The 19,651-nt window shown below is 66.9% G+C and carries 17 protein-coding genes; 8 read left to right on the top strand and 9 right to left on the bottom strand.

Features of this window, described 5'->3' with window-relative positions; all coding sequences use genetic code 11:
• Nucleotides 1-4: 4 nt before the first annotated feature.
• The 3 genes from ggt (at nucleotide 5) to ASB57_RS06400 (ending at nucleotide 2,812) form a co-directional block, all read left to right on the top strand.
• The gene (ggt, locus tag ASB57_RS06390; protein WP_231755438.1) at nucleotides 5-1,666 is read left to right on the top strand and encodes a gamma-glutamyltransferase; all 1,662 of its coding nucleotides are present in this window, start codon (nucleotides 5-7) and stop codon (nucleotides 1,664-1,666) included.
• Nucleotides 1,667-1,694: 28 nt separating this feature from the next.
• Nucleotides 1,695-1,916, top strand: coding sequence for a SlyX family protein (locus tag ASB57_RS06395; RefSeq protein ID WP_057651479.1), 222 nt, complete (start codon nucleotides 1,695-1,697; stop codon nucleotides 1,914-1,916).
• Between the two features lie 101 nt (nucleotides 1,917-2,017).
• Nucleotides 2,018-2,812, top strand: coding sequence for an SDR family oxidoreductase (locus ASB57_RS06400; protein WP_057651480.1), 795 nt, complete (start codon nucleotides 2,018-2,020; stop codon nucleotides 2,810-2,812).
• A gap of 16 nt (nucleotides 2,813-2,828) precedes the next feature.
• Here ASB57_RS06400 and ASB57_RS06405 read toward each other — a convergent pair whose 3' ends face one another.
• The 4 genes from ASB57_RS06405 to ASB57_RS06420 all read right to left on the bottom strand — a co-directional run bounded on the left by ASB57_RS06405 (nucleotide 2,829) and on the right by ASB57_RS06420 (nucleotide 10,473).
• Nucleotides 2,829-4,289, bottom strand: a complete 1,461-nt coding sequence (locus ASB57_RS06405) for an NAD-dependent succinate-semialdehyde dehydrogenase (protein WP_197425095.1) — start codon at nucleotides 4,287-4,289, stop codon at nucleotides 2,829-2,831.
• A gap of 148 nt (nucleotides 4,290-4,437) precedes the next feature.
• Nucleotides 4,438-5,904 carry an efflux transporter outer membrane subunit gene (locus ASB57_RS06410; protein WP_057651482.1) on the bottom strand — a complete coding sequence of 489 codons (1,467 nt, stop codon included), beginning with the start codon at nucleotides 5,902-5,904 and terminating at the stop codon, nucleotides 4,438-4,440.
• 47 nt (nucleotides 5,905-5,951) lie between these two features.
• On the bottom strand, nucleotides 5,952-7,220 hold the full coding sequence (locus tag ASB57_RS06415) for an efflux RND transporter periplasmic adaptor subunit (protein WP_057651483.1): 1,269 nt from the start codon (nucleotides 7,218-7,220) through the stop codon (nucleotides 5,952-5,954).
• A 4-nt stretch (nucleotides 7,221-7,224) separates the two neighbouring features.
• Nucleotides 7,225-10,473, bottom strand: coding sequence for an efflux RND transporter permease subunit (locus ASB57_RS06420; protein ID WP_057651484.1), 3,249 nt, complete (start codon nucleotides 10,471-10,473; stop codon nucleotides 7,225-7,227).
• Between the two features lie 307 nt (nucleotides 10,474-10,780).
• Here ASB57_RS06420 and ASB57_RS06425 point away from each other — a divergent pair, with 307 nt between their 5' ends.
• Nucleotides 10,781-11,962, top strand: a complete 1,182-nt coding sequence (locus tag ASB57_RS06425) for an alpha-hydroxy acid oxidase (protein ID WP_057651485.1) — start codon at nucleotides 10,781-10,783, stop codon at nucleotides 11,960-11,962.
• A 115-nt stretch (nucleotides 11,963-12,077) separates the two neighbouring features.
• Here the strand turns inward: ASB57_RS06425 and ASB57_RS06430 are convergent, their stop codons facing one another.
• Complete coding sequence (locus ASB57_RS06430; RefSeq protein WP_057651486.1) at nucleotides 12,078-12,431, bottom strand: PsiF family protein; 354 nt, start codon at nucleotides 12,429-12,431, stop codon at nucleotides 12,078-12,080.
• Between the two features lie 367 nt (nucleotides 12,432-12,798).
• Here ASB57_RS06430 and ssuE point away from each other — a divergent pair, with 367 nt between their 5' ends.
• Nucleotides 12,799-13,383, top strand: a complete 585-nt coding sequence (gene ssuE, locus ASB57_RS06435) for an NADPH-dependent FMN reductase (protein WP_057651487.1) — start codon at nucleotides 12,799-12,801, stop codon at nucleotides 13,381-13,383.
• A gap of 29 nt (nucleotides 13,384-13,412) precedes the next feature.
• Nucleotides 13,413-13,628: a molybdopterin-binding protein gene (locus ASB57_RS06440; RefSeq protein WP_057651488.1), complete on the top strand. Its 216-nt coding sequence runs from the start codon at nucleotides 13,413-13,415 to the stop codon at nucleotides 13,626-13,628.
• A 4-nt stretch (nucleotides 13,629-13,632) separates the two neighbouring features.
• Here ASB57_RS06440 and ASB57_RS06445 read toward each other — a convergent pair whose 3' ends face one another.
• Together ASB57_RS06445 and ASB57_RS06450 are read right to left on the bottom strand one after the other, a co-directional pair.
• Nucleotides 13,633-13,929 (bottom strand): SelT/SelW/SelH family protein, encoded by a 297-nt coding sequence (locus tag ASB57_RS06445; RefSeq protein ID WP_369822867.1) that lies wholly within the window; start codon nucleotides 13,927-13,929, stop codon nucleotides 13,633-13,635.
• Between the two features lie 86 nt (nucleotides 13,930-14,015).
• Nucleotides 14,016-14,906: a LysR substrate-binding domain-containing protein gene (locus tag ASB57_RS06450; protein WP_057655964.1), complete on the bottom strand. Its 891-nt coding sequence runs from the start codon at nucleotides 14,904-14,906 to the stop codon at nucleotides 14,016-14,018.
• 173 nt (nucleotides 14,907-15,079) lie between these two features.
• Here ASB57_RS06450 and ASB57_RS06455 point away from each other — a divergent pair, with 173 nt between their 5' ends.
• A complete protein-coding gene (locus tag ASB57_RS06455) occupies nucleotides 15,080-15,847 on the top strand; it encodes a sulfite exporter TauE/SafE family protein (RefSeq protein ID WP_369822801.1) in 768 nt (255 codons plus the stop codon).
• 28 nt (nucleotides 15,848-15,875) lie between these two features.
• On the opposite strand, the gene ASB57_RS06460 is transcribed toward ASB57_RS06455, so the two are convergent.
• Nucleotides 15,876-16,826 carry a GntR family transcriptional regulator gene (locus ASB57_RS06460; protein ID WP_082621409.1) on the bottom strand — a complete coding sequence of 317 codons (951 nt, stop codon included), beginning with the start codon at nucleotides 16,824-16,826 and terminating at the stop codon, nucleotides 15,876-15,878.
• A 256-nt stretch (nucleotides 16,827-17,082) separates the two neighbouring features.
• Here ASB57_RS06460 and ASB57_RS06465 point away from each other — a divergent pair, with 256 nt between their 5' ends.
• Entirely contained in the window at nucleotides 17,083-18,573 is a 1,491-nt protein-coding gene (locus ASB57_RS06465; RefSeq protein ID WP_057651489.1) for a bifunctional ADP-dependent NAD(P)H-hydrate dehydratase/NAD(P)H-hydrate epimerase, read from the top strand.
• Between the two features lie 69 nt (nucleotides 18,574-18,642).
• On the opposite strand, the gene ASB57_RS06470 is transcribed toward ASB57_RS06465, so the two are convergent.
• Complete coding sequence (locus ASB57_RS06470; protein WP_231755354.1) at nucleotides 18,643-19,482, bottom strand: amidohydrolase; 840 nt, start codon at nucleotides 19,480-19,482, stop codon at nucleotides 18,643-18,645.
• Between the last annotated feature and the right edge of the window lie 169 nt (nucleotides 19,483-19,651).

A 19,651-nucleotide genomic window follows, 5' to 3' on the forward strand; every position in this document is an offset into this window, starting at 1 on the left:
CGGCATGGTGGTCAGTTCGCAGGCCCTGGCCGCGCGCGTCGGCGTCGACATCCTGAAGCAGGGCGGCAATGCGGTGGATGCCGCCGTCGCGGTGGGCTATGCCGAGGCCGTGGTCAACCCCTGCTGCGGCAATATCGGCGGTGGCGGCTTCATGACCCTGCATCTGGCGGATGGCCGCGATCGCTTCATCAATTTCCGCGAAATGGCGCCGGCGGCCGCCCGTCCGGACATGTACCTGGATGCCAACGGGCAACTGATCCCCGACGCCAGCCTGCTTGGCTACGGTGCCGTGGCGGTGCCGGGCACGGTGCTGGGCCTGGACACCGCCCAGCGCCGCTATGGCCGGCTGACGCGCCTGCAGGTCATGGCGCCGGCCATCGCCCTGGCGCGGGACGGCTTCGTGTTGACGCGCGCGGATACCGATCTGCTTGACCTGGGTGTGCGGCATTTCCGCAAGGACGCGGAAGCGGCGCGTATCTTCCTGCGGCCCGATGGCAGCGCGCTGCAGCCGGGTGACAGACTGACGCAGACGGACCTGGCCCGTACTCTGCAGCAGATCGCCGAGCAGGGCCCGGACGCGTTTTACCGCGGGCGCATTCCCGCGGCGGTCGAGGCGGCCGCGCGTGCCGGCGGGGGCGTGATCACCGCGGCGGATTTCGCGTCCTATCGCATCACGGAAACCGAGCCCTTGCGTTGCGCCTATCGCGGCTATGTGTTCCTGTCGGCGCCGCCACCCAGTTCAGGCGGCACCACACTGTGCGAGATTCTCAACGTCTTGTCGGGTTATGACCTGCGCGCCATGGGCTACGGTTCGGCCCAATCGGTCCACGTCATGGCCGAGGCGATGCGGCACGCGTATGTCGGCCGCAACACGCTGCTGGGCGATCCGGCCTTCGTCAGCAATCCCGTGGCGGATCTGCTCAGCCCCGCGCACGCGGCGCGGATACGCGAGCGGATCGTGCCCGGCCGCGCCACGCCGTCCAGCGACCTGGCGCCTGCCTCCGTGCCGAATGAGAAGCCCGAGACCACGCATTATTCCGTCATCGACAAGGACGGCAACGCGGTGTCCACCACGTACACGATCAACGGCCGCTTCGGCGCCACCGTGATCGCGCCGGGCACGGGTTTCTTCCTCAACGACGAGATGGACGACTTCACCACCAAGGCCGGCGCCCGCAACATGTATGGACTGGTGCAAGGCGAACGCAATGCCATCGCGCCGGGCAAGCGGCCCCTGTCGTCGATGGCGCCCACCGTGGTCACCTGGCAGGGCAAGACCTATATGGTGCTGGGATCGCCAGGCGGATCGCGCATCATCACCATCATCCTGGAAACCGCGCTCAACATCATCGACCATGGCATGGCGCCGCAGCAGGCCGTCGATGCGGCGCGCGTGCATCACCAGTGGCTGCCGGACGAGGTCTATTACGAGAAATATGGCCTGTCGCCCGATACCCTGGCCGTGCTGCGCGGCATGGGCTACAAACTGGTCGAACAGAGTCCCTGGGGCGCCACGGCGCTGATCCTGGTCGGTCTGCCGAATCTCAGCCGGGCGCAGGAGGCATCGTCCGGCAACGATGCCGCCGTCTCGGGTATCGTGCGGGAAGGCTATATCTACGGCGCCAATGACGCCCGAAGGCCCGCAGGCGCGGCGCTGGGGTACTGAAGGGCCGCAAAATACACGCACTCAGCTTATGGAAACCACACAAGAACTTATCCGTCGTATCGACGAACTGGAAATCAAGGCGTCGTTCGCGGACGACATGCTGGAGCAGCTCAATGACGTGATCCTGCGCCAGCAGCGGCAGATCGACGCCTTGGCCCGCCAACTGGCGGACATGCGGCAGCAGGTCGACCAGGCGGGCAGCGGCACCACGCTGAGCACCCTGCGCGAGGAGATCCCGCCCCATTATTGATGCGGTGCTTTCGACAAGCACCCGTCAGCTTCTTGCGTGTACGATCCTCTGCACGGCGGCTTCGCCGGACAACAACGTACAAAGACACGGGTGGACAGAGCGTGGATCTAGAACTCAAAGGCAAAGTGGCCGTCGTGACCGGCGGCAGCAAGGGCATCGGCCAGGCCGTGGCGCAAGCCTATCTGGCTGAAGGCGTCAGCGTGGCCATCATCGCGCGGGGCCAGCCCGGGCTGGATGCGGCCGTGGCGCTATTGACCCCGCATGCGCAACATGGCGCGCGCGTCATCGCCATCGCCGCCGACCTGACCGACGCGGCCCAGGCCGAACGCGCCGTCGCGCAGGCCGAAGCCGACCTGGGTCCCATCGAGATCCTGGTCAACAGCGCCGGTGCCGCGCGCCGCTACGACCCCGACACCCTGGACGCGGAAAAGTGGCAGGCCGCCATGAACGCCAAGTTCTTCCCCTACGTCTATACGCAGGACGCCGTGCTCAAGCGCATGCGCACCCGCCAGCGGGGCAGCGTGGTGAACATCATCGGCAACGGCGGCAAGCAGCCTTCCGTGACCCACGTGGCCGGCGGCTCCGCCAACGCGGCGCTGATGCTGTCCACCATCGGCCTGGCGCAGCACTATGTGAAACACGGCATCCGCATCAACGCCATCAATCCCGGACCGACCTATACCGGCCGCGTGGATCAGGCTCTGGACGTGGAGTCCAAGCGCCTGGGCATCAGCAAGGAACAGGCGTTGAAGGACGGCCAGTCGCGCATTCCGATGGGACGCTACGGCAAGCCCGAAGAAGTCGCCGACGTCACGCTGTTCCTGACCAGCGCGCGCGCCAGCTATGTGGTCGGCGTGGTGGTGCCCATGAATGGCGGCGTGACGCCCACGATGTAGGCGCCACGCGGGCCGCTCAGCCGGCGATGTCGATGCACAGGTACTTCAGCTCGACGTACTCATCCAGCCCGTGACGCGATCCCTCGCGTCCCAGGCCGGATTGCTTGACGCCGCCGAAGGGCCCGACCTCATTGGAGATCAGGCCCGTATTGATGCCGACGATGCCGTATTCCAGCCCCTCGGAAACGCGCCAGACGCGCGCGTTGTCACGGGTGAAGAAGTAGGCGGCCAGGCCGAAGATGGTGTCGTTGGCCATGGCCAGGGCTTCTTCTTCGGTGTGGAAACGCAGCAGCGGCGCCGCCGGCCCGAACGTTTCTTCCTGCGCGAAAAGCATGGTCTGCGTGACGTCGCGCACCACGGTCGGCTGGAAGAACGTGCCGCCCAGCGCATGCGCCTGGCCGCCGATCATGACGCGCGCGCCATGTTTGGTGGCGTCATCGATGTGTTCGCACACCTTCCTGACGGCGTTCTCGTCGATCAGCGGTCCTTGCGTGACGCCTTTTTCGAAACCGTCGCCGACCTTGAATCCTTCGACCTTCTTTACCAGCCGCGCCGCCACTTCCTCATAGACACCGTCCTGCACATAGATGCGGTTGGCGCACACGCAGGTCTGCCCGGCATTGCGGAACTTCGACGCGATGATGCCGTCGACGGCCTTGTCCAGGTCGGCGTCGTCGAACACCAGGAACGGCGCGTTGCCGCCCAGTTCCAGTGACAGCTTCTTGATGGTGGGAGCGCATTGCTCCATCAATTTGCGGCCCACTTCGGTGGAGCCGGTAAAGCTGAGCTTACGCACCACGTCGCTTTCGCAGAGGGCCGCGCCGATGTCGCTGGAGCTCCCCGTGATGACGTGGATGACGCCGGCCGGCACGCCGGCTTCCTCGGCCAGCACGGCCAGGGCCAAAGCCGTCAGCGGGGTCTGCTGTGCCGGTTTGACGATCATCGTGCAACCGGCCGCCAGGGCCGGGCCCAGCTTGCGGGTGATCATGGCGGCGGGGAAATTCCAGGGCGTGATGGCGGCGCACACGCCGATCGGCTGCTTCAGCACCATCATGCGCTGGCCGCCCTTGGGGCTTTGCAGCACCTCGCCGTCCATGCGCTTGGCTTCCTCGCCAAACCATTCCAGGAAAGAGGCGGCATAGGCGATCTCGCCGGCGGCTTCGGTGACCGGCTTGCCCTGTTCCGACGTCATGATGGCGGCCAGGTCTTGCTGGTGCTGCATCATCAACTGGGCCCACTTCAGCAGCACGGCGGCGCGTTCCTTGGCGGGCTTGGCGGACCAGGCGGGCAGGGCGGCCTGGGCGCGGGCGATGGCGCGTTCGGTGTCGGCGCGGCCCAGCTTGGGCACCGACACGATGGTGGCGCCGGTGGCGGGATTGGTGACGGGAATGCTGGGGCCGCTGCCCGCGCCTTGCCACTTGCCATCGATATAGCAGGCGTCGCGCAGAAGGTCGGGGCGTTGCAGTTTCTGGGTCAAGGACGTGGTCACGGTGCTGTCTCCTTTGTAGGCACCGGACTATCGTAAGCGGATTGGGCCCGATGCCCAAATCCGCTTGGGGGATGACGCTGGCAGGACGAATGCGGGGTCGGTCGGCGGCCGTGGGCCTCGCCCCTGCGGGTCTCGTTCAGCGCTGCGCTGGCGCCGCGCCGCTGTCGGCTACGGCCGGCGCGGTTTCCCAATCGCCGCCCAGCGCCTTGATCAGGAACACGGACACCAGCATGCGCTGGCCGGCCAGTTGCGCCGCCTGCCGTTCCGTGTTCAGCACCGACTGCTGAGCAGTGATCACGTCGAGGTAGGTGGTGGCGCCGCCCGCGTAGCGCGACGTGGCCATGTCGAGCACCTTGCGGCTGTCGGCCACGGCGGTCTGGGCCTGGGCGCTGGCCCGCTCCAGCGCGGCCAGGCCGGTGATGCCGTCCTGCACTTCCTGCATGGCCAGCAACACCACGCGGCGGTAGTTGGCGGCGGTGGCCTGGTAGCCGGCACGGGCGAAGTCGACGTTGGCGCTCAAGCGGCCGCCGTCGAAGATCGTCTGCGCCAGGGACACGCCCAGGTTCCACAAAGTGCTGGGGCCGTCGAACAGGGTGCCGAGTTCACGGCTGTCGACGCCGTAGCCACCGTTGATCATGAAGCTGGGATAGAAGGCCGCGCGCGCCACGCCGATCTGCGCATTGGCGGCCGCCATCGCCCGTTCGGCGGCAGCCACGTCCGGACGGCGCTCCAGCACGTCGGACGGGACGCCCAGCGGCACCGTGGGCGGCGTCATGTTCCGCACGTCCGGCGCCAGTTCGAATTGCGGCGCGGGTGTCCCCGTCAGGCTGGCGATGGCATGTTCGAACAGCGCGCGCTGGCGGGCCAGGATGTCGATCTGGGTCAGCGTGTTGTCGAGCAAGGCCTGTTGCTGCGCGACCTCCAGGCCGGACGCCGCGCCGCCGTCATAGCGGGCGGTGATCAGCTCCAGAGCGCGCCGTTGCAGGCCCACCGAGCGGCGCACGACGTCCAGCTCGTTGTCGACGGCGCGCAGGTTGACATAGTTGGAGGCGAGCTCGGCGGTCAGCACCAGGCGCGCGTTGCGCAGGTCCGCTTCGGACTGTTCGGCATTGGCGCGCGCGGTGGTGACGGCGTTCTGCACGCGGCCGAACAGATCGACCTCATAGCTGGCGTTGAACGACAGGGTGTAGTCGTTCTGCACCGTTTCATAGAGCGGGGCGGCGTAGTTCGTCAGCGGGCGGTTGGCGGAGATCTTCAGGCGCTGCGCGCGGGCGCTGGTGCCCAAGGTCGGGAACAGGCCCGCCGTCGCCGCCGTCGCCTGGGCCCGTGCCTGCGTCAGGCGGGCGGTCGCCACGTCCAGGCTGGGGTTGGCGGCGAGCAGCTTGTCCTGCAGCGTGTTCAGCGTGGGGTCCTGATAGCGCAGCCACCAGGCGCCCTTGGGCATGTCGTCGCGCGGCGTGGCGGTGCGCCAGGGCGCTTCCAGCTTCCAGCTGACGGGCATGTCGGGCGCCGGCTTGTGGTATTCGGGAGCCAGGCTGCAGCCGGACAGGAGCAGGGCGCCGGCAATCGGCAGCCAGCTCGCGGCAACGCGCACGGGCTGCATGGCTAGTCTGGCCCGGGCAGCCCGGACGGCATTCCTCGGGGACCGCATCATTTATCCTGGCCCCGCGCCGGCCCGGCGGCCGCATTGGTATTGCCGTTCGCCGCGCCGTCCCTGGCCGGCGTCTTCGCCGCTACCGACACCACGTCGCCATTGGCCAGCGAGTCGGCCGGGTTGAGCACCACGCGGTCGGTGGCCGCCACGCCTTGCGGGACTTCGACGGTCTGGCCGTAATTGCGGCCTACGGTCACCTTGCGCAGGTTGACCTTGCCCGTGTCGTCGACCACCGCCACCAGCGCGCCTTCCTTGCGGAACATCAGCGCGTTGGCCGGCAGCACCAGCGTGTCGCCCGGGGGCAGTTGCAGGTCCACCTGCACGTAGGCGCCCGGCAGCAGGGTGCGGTCTGGATTGGGCAGGGATATCTCCACCTGCATCGTGCGGGTGGCCAGATCGATCGACGCGGCCGTGCGGGCGATCACGCCCTTGAAATTCTGGCCCGCCAGTTCGGACTGGGTCACCACCACATGCTGGCCCGGCTTGACGCGCTGCGCGTAGCTTTGCGGCACGTTCAGGTAGACACGCAAGGGATCGGTCTGCGACAGCACGAACAGCGGCCGGCCGCTGCCCGCGTCGATCAGGTCCCCGGTATCGACGTTGCGCCGCGTGATGACGCCGGCGAAGGGCGCCACGATGCGCTTGAAACCTTCCAGCTGGCGCAAACGCTGTTCATTGGCCTGGGCCGCCGCGTAGTTGGCGCGCGCCTGCGCGGCCGCGCCACGCTTCTCTTCCAGATCCTGCTGCGACACCACGTCTTTCTGGCGCAAGGCTTCCCAGCGCGATTGCGTGCTGCGCGCCAGTTCCATGGCGGCGGCCGCCTGATCGCGCGCGGCCACGGCTTGCGACAGCTGCTGGTCGATTTCCGGCGTTTCGATTTCGGCGAGCAGGTCGCCTTTCTCGACGCGGCTGCCGATGTCCTTGGTCCATTGCTTCAGGTAGCCGCTGGCGCGGGCCGACAGCGGCGACTGCACATAGCCTTGCAGGGTGCCGGGCAGGCTCAGGGTCTGGCCCTTCTCCGGCAGGGAGGGGATGGCGGTCTGCACATACTGGATGGCGCGCTGGGTAGTGCCTTCGCGCAATTCGCTGGCGTTCTGCACGCGCGCGATGATGGTGCGCGCCGCGCCCAGGGCCAGCACGATCAGGATGATCAGGGTCCACCAGCGCAGGCGGCGCACGATGCGGTCGCGCGAGGGCAGGTCGGCGCTACCGGGGTCGGGGCTCAACGCATGGATGCCGAGCGCGTGATGTCTTTCTTCAGACATGGGTTCAAGTCTCCTGCCGCGCGGGATCGGGCGTGTAAGGGGGGGTATTGCCGTGGGGCGGGTCGCCCCGGGGAGGGCCGCGGCGCGCCGCGCGGGCGGCGTTGCGTTGAGCCAGGCGGGAATGGACGCCGGCGTAGACCACCGGCACGAAGAACAAGGTGGACACGGTGGCGAACAGCAGGCCGCCGATGACGGCGCGGCCCAGCGGGGCGTTCTGTTCGGCGCCTTCGCCCAGGCCCAGGGCCATGGGGATCATGCCGATGATCATGGCCAGCGCCGTCATCAACACCGGGCGGATGCGGGTGGCGCCGGCTTCCAGCGCGGCGGCCAGGACGGTGGCGCCTTCTTCGCGCCGCTGGCGCGCGAAGGACACCATCAGGATGGAGTTGGCCGTGGCGACCCCCATGGTCATGATGGCGCCGGTCAGCGCCGGCACGCTAAGCGTGGTGCCGGTGATGAACAGCATCCAGGCGATGCCGGCCAGGGCGGCGGGCAGGGCGCTGATGATGATCAGGGCGTCGATCCAGGACTGGAAGTTCACCACCACCAGCAGGTACACCAGCACGATGGCCATGGCCAGGCCGACACCCAGGCCCACGAAGGACGACTGCATGGTCTGCACCTGGCCGCGGATGGCCACCTGGCTGCCGCGCGGCAGCTTGGCGCGCAGCGCGTCGACCTCGCGTTCCACCTGTTTGGCCACGCTGGCCAGGTCGGTGCCTTGCACGCTGATGTAGACGTCGATGGCCGGCAGGATGTTGTAGCGCGACATGACGGCGGGCTGGCGGGTCTGCGTGGCTTCGACCAGGTTGCCCAGCAATTGGGTGCTGCCGCCCGGCGTGCCCGCCCCGGCGCCCGTGGCGCCGACCGGCAAATTGAGCAGGCGGTCCAGCGAGTCGATGTTGTATTGCGGGGTCTGGGTGGTGACGTTGTAGACCACGCCGTTCTGCGGATTAAGCCAGAAAGCGGGCGAGGTCTGCGAACTGCCGGACAGGGCGATCAGGACGTTCTGGCCGACGTTGGCGGGACTCAGGCCGACCTGTTGCAGGCGCGAGCGGTCCATTTCCAGGTTGACGGTGGGCAGGTCCAGGCGTTGGTGGACGTGCGCGTCGACGGCGCCGGGGATGTTGCGCACGGCCTTGACCAGTTCAGCGGCCAGGTCCGCGTTCGCGGTGTAGTTCTGGCCTGTGAACTGTACGTTGATGGCGGCCGGCAAACCGAAGTTCAGGATCTGCGTGACGATGTCGGCGGGCTGGAAGAAGAACTCCACGCCGGGGAACTGCCGCGGCAGGTCCATGCGCAGCAGCTGCTCGAATTTGACCGTGGGGTCGTGTCCTTCGCGCAGGGAGATCAGGATTTCGCCGTCCAGGGTGCTGAAGGTGCCTGCATTGCTATAGGACAGGTTGATGCCGCTATTCGGGATTCCCAGATTGTCGAGTATGGTTTCCAGCTGTTCCGCGGGGATCAAGGTGCGGATATGGCGCTCGACCTCATCGGCCAGCCGCGCGGTCTCTTCGATGCGGGTGCCGGTGGGCGCGCGCATGTGCAGGCGTAACTGGCCGGCATCCACCGACGGGAAGAAGTCGCGCCCCAGGAAGGGATAGAGCGCGCAGGACAGCAGGCTGAAGCCGCTGAAGGCCAGCGCGAAGGCCTTGCGGCGCGACAGCTGGGCGGACAGCGCCAGGGTGTAGGCGCGGCGCAGCAGTTCGAAACGGCGGTCGAAGGCGCGATAGACACGTTGCAGCAGGCTGTTGCTGCCCGAGGTGTCGTGATGGCCCGCCATGAGCAGCATCACCAGGGTCGGCACCAGGGTCCGCGACAGGATGTAGGACGCGATCATGGCGTAGACCACGGCCTCGGCCAGCGGCACGAACAGGAAACGCGCCACGCCGGACAGGAAGAACATCGGCACGAACACGATACAGATACACAGCGTGGACACCAGCGCGGCCGTGCCGATTTCCTCGGCCCCGGTAAGGATGGCCTGCCTTAATTCGGTGCCCAGGTGCAGGTGGCGCTCGATGTTCTCGATGGTGACGATGGCCTGGTCCACCAGGATGCCCACGGACAGCGCCAGCCCCCCGAGCGTCATCAGGTTCAGCGTCTCGCCCGTGATCTGCAGCACCAGGATGGACGCCAGGATGGACAGCGGGATGGTCAGGCCGATGATCAGCGTGCTGCGCCAGTTGCCCAGGAACAGCAGCACCATGGCGGCCGTGAGGGCGGCAGCGATCAGCGCTTCCAGGACCACGCCCTTGACGGCGGCCTTCACGAACACGGATTGGTCGAACAGCGGCGTCACCTTGACGTCGGACGGCAGCAACTGGACCGCGCGCGGCAGCATCTCGCGCAGGTTGTTGACGATGTCCACCGTGGACGCGCCGCCGTTCTTCAGCACCGACAGCAGCACGCCGCGCACGCCGTCCTGGCGCACCACATTGGTCTGCGGCGTGAAGCCGTCGCGCACGTACGCGACGTCGCGCAGATAGGTGGTGCCGCCGCCCGGAATGGAGCGTATCGGCAGATTGTTCATGCCCGCCAGGGTGACCGGCGAGCTGTTCATCTTGATCGAATACTCGGTCTCGCCGAACTTCGCCGTGCCCGACGGCAGGATCAGGTTCTGCGCGTTGATGGCGTTGACCACGTCCGACGACGACAGGCCGCGCGCCTGCAGGGCCTGCAGGTCCAGGTCCACCGAGATCACGCGCGTCTTGCCGCCATAGGCCGCCGGCACCGCCACCCCCGGGATGGTGACCAGCTGCGGCCGCAACTGGTTCATGGCCGTGTCGTACAGGGTCTGTTCGGGCAGGGTGGGGCTGGACAGGGCCAGCTGGATCACCGGTATGCTGGACGCCGAATACTTGATCACCAGCGGCGGCGTGATGCCGGGCGGCAGCTGGCGCACCTGGGTTTGCTCGGCCGCCACTACCTGAGCCAAGGCCGTCTGGATGTTGGCGTTGGGCTGGAAGAAGATCTTGATGACGCTGATCCCGGCCAGCGAGGTCGATTCTATATGTTCGATATCGCTGACCGTGGTGGTCAGCCCGCGTTCGTTGGATGCGGCGATGCGCAATCCCATTTCCTGGGCGGACAGGCCGTTATACGACCAGATGACGCTGATCACCGGAATATTGATTTCCGGGAAGATGTCGGTCGCCATGCGCATGAGCGCGAACGGCGTTGCCAATATGATCAGCAACGCCATGACGATGAAGGTGTACGGGCGGCGCAATGCCAGTTGGACAGCTGACACGGCTCAGGACTTCCAGTATTTGGGGGACAACAGCTTCATGATCGGACGCCCGGGATGCCGCGCTACGAGGTATACGAAAAGTAACAACTATTTTTAGGGATGTTCGGAATAAGCGCAAGACGGGCAAACGCTATATCGGTATACCGTCGCATGCTTTTTTGTCATCCGGGATGGCGACTTAAGGAGGAGGGCAGCGGACGGTCTGCCCGGCGGTCGTGGCTGCGGGAAACATGCTGCGCCGCAAGAAGCCCGCGTGGGGCGAGTGGGTTAAGCTCTCGCCTCGTTCAAATCCGCGACGCTTAACACCATGCCACTTCCCTCACGCTCCTTTATTGCAACCGTGGAAGACATGCGCCGCGTGGCGCGCCGCCGCGTCCCGCGCATGTTCTACGACTACGCCGATTCTGGATCGTGGACGGAGTCCACCTACCGCGCCAATGAAGAGGATCTGCAGAAGATCCGCTTCCGCCAGCGCGTGGCGCGCAATATGGAAAACCGTACCCTGGCCACCACCATGGTCGGCCAGTCCGCCGCCATGCCGGTGGCGTTGGCGCCGACCGGGCTGACCGGGATGCAGCATGCCGACGGGGAAATCTTGGCGGCGCAGGCGGCCGAGGCCTTCGGCGTGCCGTTCACGCTGTCGACCATGAGCATCTGCTCCATCGAAGACGTGGCCGCGCACACCACCGCGCCTTTCTGGTTCCAGCTTTACGTGATGCGGGACCGCGATTTCATCGAACGCCTGATCGATCGCGCCAAGGCCGCCAAATGTTCGGCGCTGGTCTTGACCTTGGACCTGCAAATCCTGGGACAACGCCACAAGGACCTGCGCAATGGCCTTAGCGCGCCGCCGCGGATGACCCTGGGCAACCTGATGAACCTGGCCACCAAGCCGGCCTGGTGCTGGAACATGCTGCGCACGCAACGGCGCACGTTCCGCAATATCGCCGGCCACGCCAAGGGGGTGACGGACCTGTCGTCGCTGGGCGCCTGGACGGCCGAACAGTTCGATCCCACCCTGAGCTGGGACGACGTCGAATGGATCAAGAAGCGTTGGGGCGGCAAGCTGATCCTCAAGGGCATCCTGGATCCGGAGGACGCCCGCCATGCGGTGGACACCGGCGCCGATGCGCTGATCGTCAGCAACCACGGTGGCCGCCAACTGGATGGGGCGGTGTCGTCGGTGGCCATGCTGCCGCAGGTGGTCGACGCGGTGGGCAAGGACATCGAGGTCTGGATGGACGGTGGCATACGTTCCGGCCAGGACATCCTGCGCGCGGTGGCGTTGGGCGCGCGCGGCGTGATGATCGGCCGGCCCTTCCTGTATGGCTTGGGCGCGGGCGGCCGTGAAGGCGTGACGAAGGTGCTGGAGATACTGGCCAGGGAGCTGGATGTCACCATGGCCTTGTGCGGCTACCGCGATATCCATCAGATCGACCGCGGCGTGCTGGTGCCTGGGAGCTATCCGGGATCGGTGCCGACGTATTGATCCGTGATGCCGACCGGATCGGGTCGATCGGTGTGATGCACGTGATCCGCGAAATAGCGGGTCCCTGTGCATTCCCGACCATGGCGGGGCCAGTACCAACTGGCCCCGCCTTCAACTAGCTCTTGCTCTTGAGGCAGGTGCTCATGAACGTCTTGCGGGCATCGCCGGTGAGGGACTTGCCGCTGGCCTGGCCATTGCAGTCCTTCATGCGTTGCTGCTGCGGCGTCAAGGTCTTGCCGTTCTCGGCGGGCTTGTCGCCTTTCAGGCAGGAAGCCACGCCGGCTTTGTAGGCTTCCCCTGTCTTGCCCTTGTTGGCCGTGCTGCAGTCGGACATCCGCTTCTGCTGCGGTGTCAGCGCCTTGCCGTTGCTGGGAGTCGCCGGCGTCGGCGCGGTCTGGGCCCAGACCGGCGCGCTGCAACTGACGGCCAGGATGACGGCCGCGAACAATTGGCTGGAACGATGATTCATCTGCCTTGCTCCTTGCTCCGTTTGGCGACGGTCGGGCGCAACCAGGGCGTCGTGCCCGGTTCCGCCGATTCTTGCATAAGGTTATTGCTAATGACATCCGGACGATTCCGCATTTCTTGAAAGCGGATGTTGCGACGTCTGCACATTTGCGCGGAGTCTTGCCAGCAGGGGTGTCAGCAGGGATCCAGCGGGGGGCGCGCGGGACGGCAGCCGCCCGCGCGGTCATTGCCTGCGGTCATGTTGCGGGCGGATATACCCATATGCCGGATATTTCGTTGTTGCGACGCGGTGAGGGGCCTAGCATCTTGCTCAGTAAAACTTCGCGCCGGCCAGCTTGATGTGCCGGCGGTTTCCGTGGCAAACATCGATGACCGTACTCGCGCTGGCTGGCAGTCCCTCTCTTACTTCCCGTTCTTCCGCTCTATTGCATCGCGCCGCCGCCCTCCTGGGCGAACGCGGCCTCGCCGTCAGCACGCTGGGTTTGCGTGATCTGCCGGCCGAGGACCTGATCGAAGGCCATTACGGCGGACCCGCCGCGGCGGCCTTGCGGGCCCGCGTTCATGCATCCAGTGCCTTGTTGATCGCGACGCCGGTCTACAAGGCTTCGTTTTCCGGCGGTCTGAAGGCCGTGCTGGACCTGCTCGACGAAAAGGCCCTGGCTGGCAAGGTGGTCCTGCCCATTGCCACCGGCGGCAGCCTGGCTCACCTGTTGGCGCTCGAATACACCCTCAAGCCGGTGCTGTCGGCCTTGGGCGCGCGCCACATCCTGGCCAGCGTGTTCGCCACGGAGAAGCAGGTGAGCCTGACCGACGATGGCGCGGCCGTTCTTGACGACGAGCTGAATCAACGCCTGCATGCCGGCGTCGAGCAACTGGCCCGCCACGTCGCGCCGCCGCCAAGCGAACGCTACGACGTCGGCCAATTGCTGGCGCAGGCCCGCTTCAGCATCTGAACCCTTTTCCCCACCAGGAGTATTTCCGCATGCCCATTCAATCCATCAACGCGCGCAACCAGTTCCGCGGCAAGATCAAGGAAATCATCACGGGGCCCGTCGTGTCCGAGGTCGATATCGATACGCCCGCTGGCATCGTGACGTCGGTCATCACCACCCGCTCCGTGCAGGAGCTGGACCTGCAGGTGGGCACCGAAGTGCTGGCCTTCGTGAAGTCGACGGAAGTGTCGGTGGCCAAGCTGTAGACGTCTATTCAGCGGGCGGTGGCGTTGGCGCTGGCTTGGCGTCCACGTGGCCAAGGTCGCGGCCGGGATCGATCTGGTCGCGCACCCGCTGCTTCAAGGTTTTCACGTCGGGAAAGCCGCCGTCGCGCTTGCGATCCCACAGCAGCGTGTCGTCGCAATGGATCTGGAAGATGCCCCCGGTGCCGGGGATCAGCGCGACTTCGCCCAGGTCGGTCGAGAACGTCGACAACAATTCCTGGGCCATCCAGCCGGAGCGCAGCAACCATTGGCACTGCGTGCAATAGGTGATCGCGATACGCACCGTGGAGCGCTTGCCAGGTTCCAGGGTGACCGCCGGCTTGGGCGGGGTCAGGAAATCCGATTTGTTCATCGCGGGGTTGTTCATTCTCATGCTCCCGCCGGCGGCTTCAGCGCCAGCACCAATGCCCGTGCATATTGCGGCAGGCTATCCCAGTTGCGCACGCACAGCATCAACTGTCGATCGGCCCACGCGTCATCAAGCTCCAGTATAAGGATGCCCGCGCCGCGCCGGCGCATGGCCGCGGGGCGCGGCAGCACGGCCAATCCCACGCCTTGCACGACCATGCGGCTCATGGCGTCATAGCTGTTGACGCGGACCCGCACACGCAGGCGTTGACCGTCACGGGCCGCCTGGTCGTCCAGATACGCGGCGAGCGCGCTGGTTTGCGCCAGGCCGACGTAGTCATGCGCCAGCGTGTCGGCGAAGGTCACGCGGCCGGCCTGGGCCAAAGCGTGGCCTTGCGGCACCAGCAGTACCAGCCGGTCGCGCCGGAACGGGAAGGTCTCCAGTCCTTGCAGGGATACCGCGTCGGAAATGATGCCGACATCCGCGCTGCCCGCGTGCAGCTCCGGCACGATGCGGTGGCTGGCGCGTTCCTCCAGATCGACGTCGATATTGGGATGGGCCTGCAGGAACGCGCCTAGCGGCTCCGGCAGATATTCGCTGATGGCCGCGGTGTTGCACAGCAGGCGCACGCGCCCGCGCAAGCCGCCGGCGTAGTCGCTCAGATCGTCCTGCATGCGGTCGACCTGCTGCAGCAGGCTGCGGGCGTGGTAGGCCAGGGCCTGGCCGGCAGGCGTGGGCGCGACGCCGCGGCGACCGCGGTCCAGCAGAGGCGTGCCCAGCGAATCCTCCAGCGCGCGCAGACGGGCGCTGGCCGATGCCAGGGCCAGATGGGCGCGCCCGGCGCCCGCGGTGATGCTGCCCGCGTCGACGGTATGCAGAAACAGGCGCAGGTCGGTCAGGTCGAAATGCATGGAGGCAGGCGCGAACAAGGAAGCGGGCGAAGAAGGCTCGACGGCGAATCCGGAAAAGGAAGTCCGGAAAGGCGCCCGCCCTCCGATATGGCACCAGCCTTCGTCTTTGCCGAAGGCTGGCTCAGTGTAATCCGCATTTCCAGCGCGCGGCGCGCAGGGCATCATGGCAACCCATGATGAATACGATCCTTGATTTCTACCGCGATGGCGGCCCCACGCTGATCCTGCTGGTCGTGGCCAGTTTCCTGGTGGCCGGGACGGTCAAGGGCGTGATCGGCCTCGGTCTGCCCACGGTGTCCATCGGTCTGCTAAGCATCGCCATGGCGCCGGCGCAGGCGGCGGCGCTGTTGATCATTCCGTCCATGGTCACGAATGTCTGGCAGCTGGCCATCGGCGGGCGCTTTCTCTACCTGCTGCGCCGGCTGTGGCCCATGCTGGCGGGGGTTTGCATCGGCACCTGGGCCGCCGCCGCGTGGCTGGCGGGCCGGTCCACTGGCTGGGCCGGTCATGCGCTGGGCGCGGCTCTGGTGATCTATGCGGCGGTCGGCCTGTCGGCAGTGCGCCTGTCCGTCCCGCTGCGCATGCAGGGCTGGCTGGGGCCGGTGGTGGGCGCGACGACGGGCGTGGTGACGTCGGCGACGGGCGTCTTCGTGATTCCCGCCGTGCCCTATCTGCAGGCGCTGGGGCTGGAGAAGAACGAGCTGGTGCAGGCCATGGGCCTGGCGTTCACGGCGTCGACGATCGCCCTGGCGGGCGACCTGGTGCACAGCGGTGACTTAGGCGGCCGCGAAGCCTGGGCGTCGCTGCTGGCACTGGTGCCGGCGCTGCTGGGGATGTGGTTCGGGCAATGGCTGCGCCAGCGGGTCAGCGCGTCCACCTTCCGCCGGGTATTCTTCGTCGGACTGGGCGCGCTGGGCGTGCATCTGCTGCTGGCAGGTTGAGGGCGGCCTCAAGACCCGCGGCGCGGTGTCAGGCCGCCCACTGCGTGGCTTTCAGATGCCGCCGCATCACGGCAACGGCCCACTCGCGATCGCCGGCTTCCATCGCTTCCAGGATGTCCAGGTGTTCGCGTACATAGCGTTCCATCGCCGCCACCGGATAGCTGGCCGGATGGGCGTCCAGTTGGCGTAGCTGGTTCTGCTGCTGCACCGCCTGCAGGATGAAACGGTTGCCCGAGCAGCGCGCCAGCATTTCGTGGAAGGTGGCGTTCAGGGCAAAGAATTCATCCGTGTCGATGGGTCGCAGCATATCGGCCAGCAAGGCTGCGTGCCGTTCGCGCATGTCCTGGAAGGCGCGCGGATCCACGGTGAAGTCTGGCTCCTGCAGGCCGGCGCACTCGATGGTGATGCGAAAGCGGTAGCTTTCCCGGCGCACATCGTCGTCGGCCAGCGACGCCGGAAAGCGCCACCCGTGGCCCTGGCGTTTCTCCAGCACGCCTTCGGAAGCCATGCGCAGCAGGGTCTTCATGAGGGTGCTGCGGGGCACGCCATAGCGGTGCAGCAGATCGGTGTCGGTGAAGCTGTCTTCGACAAGACGCTGGCTGCGGTCGGCGATCACGCGCCGGTACAGATCATCGCTGGTCCAGGGCGTGCCGTCGGGCGAACCTTCGGTATCGTCGATCACCGCGCGGCGTGCCACGTAGTAGCCGCTATTGGGCTTGCAGCGCGCCAGGCCGCTTTCCGCCAGCAGGCGCAGGGCGCCGCGCACGGGCGTGCGGGACACCTCATAGCGATCGCTGAGCGCTTTTTCGGAAAGATGGCTGTCGAGTTCGAAGACACCGGCGGCGATATCCTGCGCCACGCGCTGGGCCAGTTCGCGTTGCAGCCGGGTGATACGCACGGGCTGCGTTGCGGTGTCGTCCGTGTCCGCCGAGGTTGCGGCGCGTTTAACGACGGCGGCGCCGTCGGTCTTGATGGTCATGCGATTGTCTTTCCAGGGGAGAGCGGACGGCGCGTCGGGTCGGCGGACCGCTCTGGAACGAGTCCTGCTTCAATGGCTGCCAGTGTAAACACGCCATGGCACGTTGGCACGGAATGAGTTGTGAAAAATGCTGGCAGATTTGCGACAGTATTGCAGGGGAGGGTATCGTAAGCCGGCTTGGGCGCGCCACTTGCCCGGGCGCTTGCCATGCTTGCCATAACCGAAACAAGAATCTTTCAGTCAGAGGAACAGCCGCATGCACGGTGACACGGACTTGCACGCTTTGTTGACACCCGAAGAAATGGCCGGCGCGGATCGGGCCGCGATGGCGGCGGGCCATGACGGCGTCGGCCTGATGGAAGCCGCCGGCCTGGCGGTGGCGCGGGCCGTGCAGGCGCGCTGGCAACGCGGCAGCGTGGTGGTGCTGTGCGGCCCCGGTAATAACGGCGGCGATGGCTTTGTGATTGCCCGCCATCTGGCCGCCGCCGGCTGGCCGGTGACGGTAGCCCTGCTGGGCGAGCGCACGGCCTTGCGGAGCGATGCCGCGCATCATGCGGCCTTGTGGCAAGGCGATGTGGTCGTACTGGCGCCGGCCGTGCTCGATGGCGTGGCGGGTGTGGTGGATGCCTTGTTCGGCGCCGGCCTGTCGCGCGATCTCGCCGGCGCGGCGCGCGCCACGGTGGAAGCGCTGGCGGCCAGCGGCCTGCCGGTGTGCGCGGTCGACGTCCCCAGCGGCATCGATGGCGATAGCGGCCAGATCCGTGGCGCGGCGGCGCGCGCGGATTTCACGGTGACGTTTTTCCGCAAGAAGCCGGGCCATCTGCTGCTGCCGGGGCGGCAGTTTTGCGGCGAGCTGATCGTCGCGGATATCGGCATTCCCGCCAGCGTGCTGACGCAAGTGCCGCCGCGTGCGCATGAGAATGACCCCGCCCTGTGGCTGGCGCGTTTTCCGTGGCCACGGGTCGATGGGCACAAGTATGCGCGGGGCCATGCGCTGGTGGTGGGCGGCGCCGTCATGACCGGCGCCGCGCGTCTGTCGGCGTCGGCCGCGGCGCGCGTGGGCGCGGGCCTGGTGACGGTGGCAGCGCCCCAGTCGGCCTGGCAGGTCTATGCCAGCGCGCTGACCAGCATCATGGTGCAGCCGCTGGCCCATGCGGGGGCCTTGGACGAAGTGCTGGCGGATGCGCGCAAGAACGCCATTGCCATCGGTCCTGGCGCCGGTGTCAGCGCGCAGACGCGCCGGCATGTGCTGGCGGCATTGGGCACTGGCCGCGCGGTGGTGCTGGACGCAGATGCGATCACCACCTTCGCGGGCCAGGGCGATACGTTGTTCGAGGCGATCCACGGGCCGTGCGTGATGACGCCGCATGAAGGGGAGTTCGGCCGGCTCTTTCCGGGTTCCGGCAGCAAGACCCAGCGTGCGCGGGCCGCCGCGGCGCAAAGCGGCGCCGTGGTGTTGCTGAAGGGGCCGGACACCGTTATCGCCGCGCCCGATGGCCGCGTCGTCATCAACACCAACGCGCCCCCCGATCTTGCGACCGGCGGCAGCGGCGACGTGTTGACTGGAATGATTACCGGTTTGCTGGCGCAGGGCATGACGGCGTTCGATGCGGCCGCGTGCGCCGCATGGCTGCACGGCGCGGCCGCGCATGCCTTCGGGCCGGGGCTGATCGCGGAGGACATACCGGCGCAATTGCCGGCGGTCTTCCGCGCTTTGCGTGGCCAGGGCGAGTCGATGCCGGGATAGCCGCGCCTGCGCACGCGGTCTTAGCGCGAGCAGACTGCCCGCACGCAGACTCCGCGCGCGCAGACAGCCCTAGCTGAAGTAAAGCTTGGTTGGATTATCGACCAGGATCTGCTTGCGCACCGCCTCGCTGGGCACGGCGCGCGCGAACGCGTCCAGCAGCACGGCGTCGTCGGGCACGCCTTTTTCGGCCTGTTCGGTCGGATGGGGCCAGTCGCTGCCCCAGACGCAGCGGCCCGGCACGGCCTGCGCATAAGCACGCGCCACGGCGACCTGATCCTCGTAGGTGGGCGGGCCCACCTTGGTGTCGATGTAGAAGCCCGAGAGCTTGACCCAGCCTTGGCCCGACTGCATCAGTGCCAACACCATCGCGAAGACGGGGTCGCTGGTGCTGTTCACGTGGCCCAGATGGTCGAACACCACGGGGCAGGGCAGGCGTGCCCAGGTGTCGCGTGCCTTGTAGATGATGTCCGTCGGCGCGTTGATCTGCACATGCCAGCCCATGGTGGCGATGCGGGTGGCCAATGGTTGGACCATGTCCACCGTGGTCGCGCCGGCCTGCTGCAGATTGAAGCGGATGCCGCGCACGCCGGCCGCGTTCAGGCGTTGCAGTTCCGCGTCCGTGACACGCGCATTGACCACGGCCACGCCGCGCGCCTTGCCGTTGAACGCGGCGATCGATTCGACCAGCAGGCGATTGTCGATGCCGTAGCCGGACGGCTGGACGATGACGTTGCGGCTGGTGCCCAGGCGTTGCTGCAGTTTCTTGTAGTCGGCCACCGTCGCGTCGCCGGACTTGAGAACGACCTCGGGCGCCCAGGGATAGCGCGAATCGTAGATATGGTGGTGGCAGTCGCAGGCGTCCGCGGGGACGCGGGTGCGTGGAAGTTCCGTGCCTTTGGACCAATTCACTTGCGGGCCGTCCTTTTGGGATGTTGTCGCGCAACCGGCTGCCAGTAGCCCTCCGCCGGCCGTGGCGCCGGCGGCCAGTGAGCCCAGGACCTTCAAAACATTTCTTCGGGTAATCGCTTGACCGTTCTCTTTCGCGTGCATCTGCGTCTCCGTGTGGGTCTGAAAGCGT

The sequence above is a fragment of the Bordetella sp. N genome (assembly GCF_001433395.1).
Classification (GTDB): Bacteria; Pseudomonadota; Gammaproteobacteria; order Burkholderiales; family Burkholderiaceae_B; genus Bordetella_C.